Annotated in this window: 1 protein-coding gene; it reads right to left on the reverse strand. The window is 66.2% G+C overall.

The window, feature by feature from the left end:
* A partial coding sequence (locus CFB41_RS37100) for an inorganic phosphate transporter (protein ID WP_144030010.1) occupies positions 1–560 on the reverse strand: 560 nt, incomplete at both ends.

The following is a 560-nucleotide window of genomic DNA, read 5'->3' on the forward strand; positions in this document are numbered from 1 at the left end:
TTCGTGATCTTCTGGCCCATCGTGCGCACGATGCGCCAGCCGCCGAACAGCGTGCCGAGGCCCATCGACAGGTAGCACGCGCCGATTACCCACGCCGGCGGCGCATCGGCGGTCGCCGACGCATAGCCCGACGCGATCAGCAGCATCCAGATGATGCCGATGGTCTTCTGCGCGTCGTTGCCCCCGTGGCCAAGGCTGTACAGCCCGGCCGACAGCAGCTGCAACCGGCGGAAGCGCCGGTCGACCTTGCTGGGCGCGGTACGGAAATACAGCCACGACACGCCGAGCATGAACAGCGAGCCGAGGATGAAGCCGAGCAGCGGCGAGATGAAGATGAACGCGATCGTCTTCAGCAGCCCGTCGATGTTCAGCGAGCTCCAGCCCGACTTGGCGAGCGCCGCGCCGACGAGGCCACCGATCAGCGCGTGCGACGAGCTCGACGGGATCCCGTAGTACCACGTGATCACGTTCCAGCCGATCGCACCGACCAGCGCGCCGAAGATGACGTAGTGGTCGACGATCTCGGGGTCGATCGTGCCTTTACCGACGGTCTGGGCGAC

This window comes from Burkholderia sp. AU33803 (genome assembly GCF_002223095.1).
Classification (GTDB): domain Bacteria; phylum Pseudomonadota; class Gammaproteobacteria; order Burkholderiales; family Burkholderiaceae; genus Burkholderia.